The organism is Bacillus sp. SIMBA_074 (genome assembly GCF_046534555.1).
Lineage (GTDB): Bacteria > Bacillota > Bacilli > Bacillales > Bacillaceae_G > Bacillus_A > Bacillus_A mycoides.
The window spans coordinates 1-248 of sequence record NZ_JAWRYM010000994.1 but is presented as its reverse complement, the minus strand read 5'-3'; the positions used below and the strand labels follow the sequence as shown (position 1 = coordinate 248).

General features: G+C 43.1%; 1 protein-coding gene. It reads right to left on the bottom strand.

Annotated features, from left to right (window positions below):
* The coding region (locus tag SB773_RS33755; RefSeq protein WP_410594833.1) for a GerAB/ArcD/ProY family transporter at positions 1 to 248 on the bottom strand (248 nt) is incomplete at both ends.

The following is a 248-nucleotide window of genomic DNA, read 5'->3' as shown; positions in this document are numbered from 1 at the left end:
CTAAAGATGGCGGTAACAGCCCAATCCGGAGTATCGGGCAAAAAAACCTCTACCATAAAATCTTGCATTTCCCGCAGGACGAAAGCCGCTGAATACAAAAAAGAAAAGATCATCGTAAGAACGAGCGGATAATGTAACCATTTCCCGATAATCTCTTTTCCATAATGACCAAAGAATCGTGTTGGACGCCTAATCGCTAAGCGATAGGAGCAATAAGTAAGGATCAAACCGCCAAATGAGCCTACAAG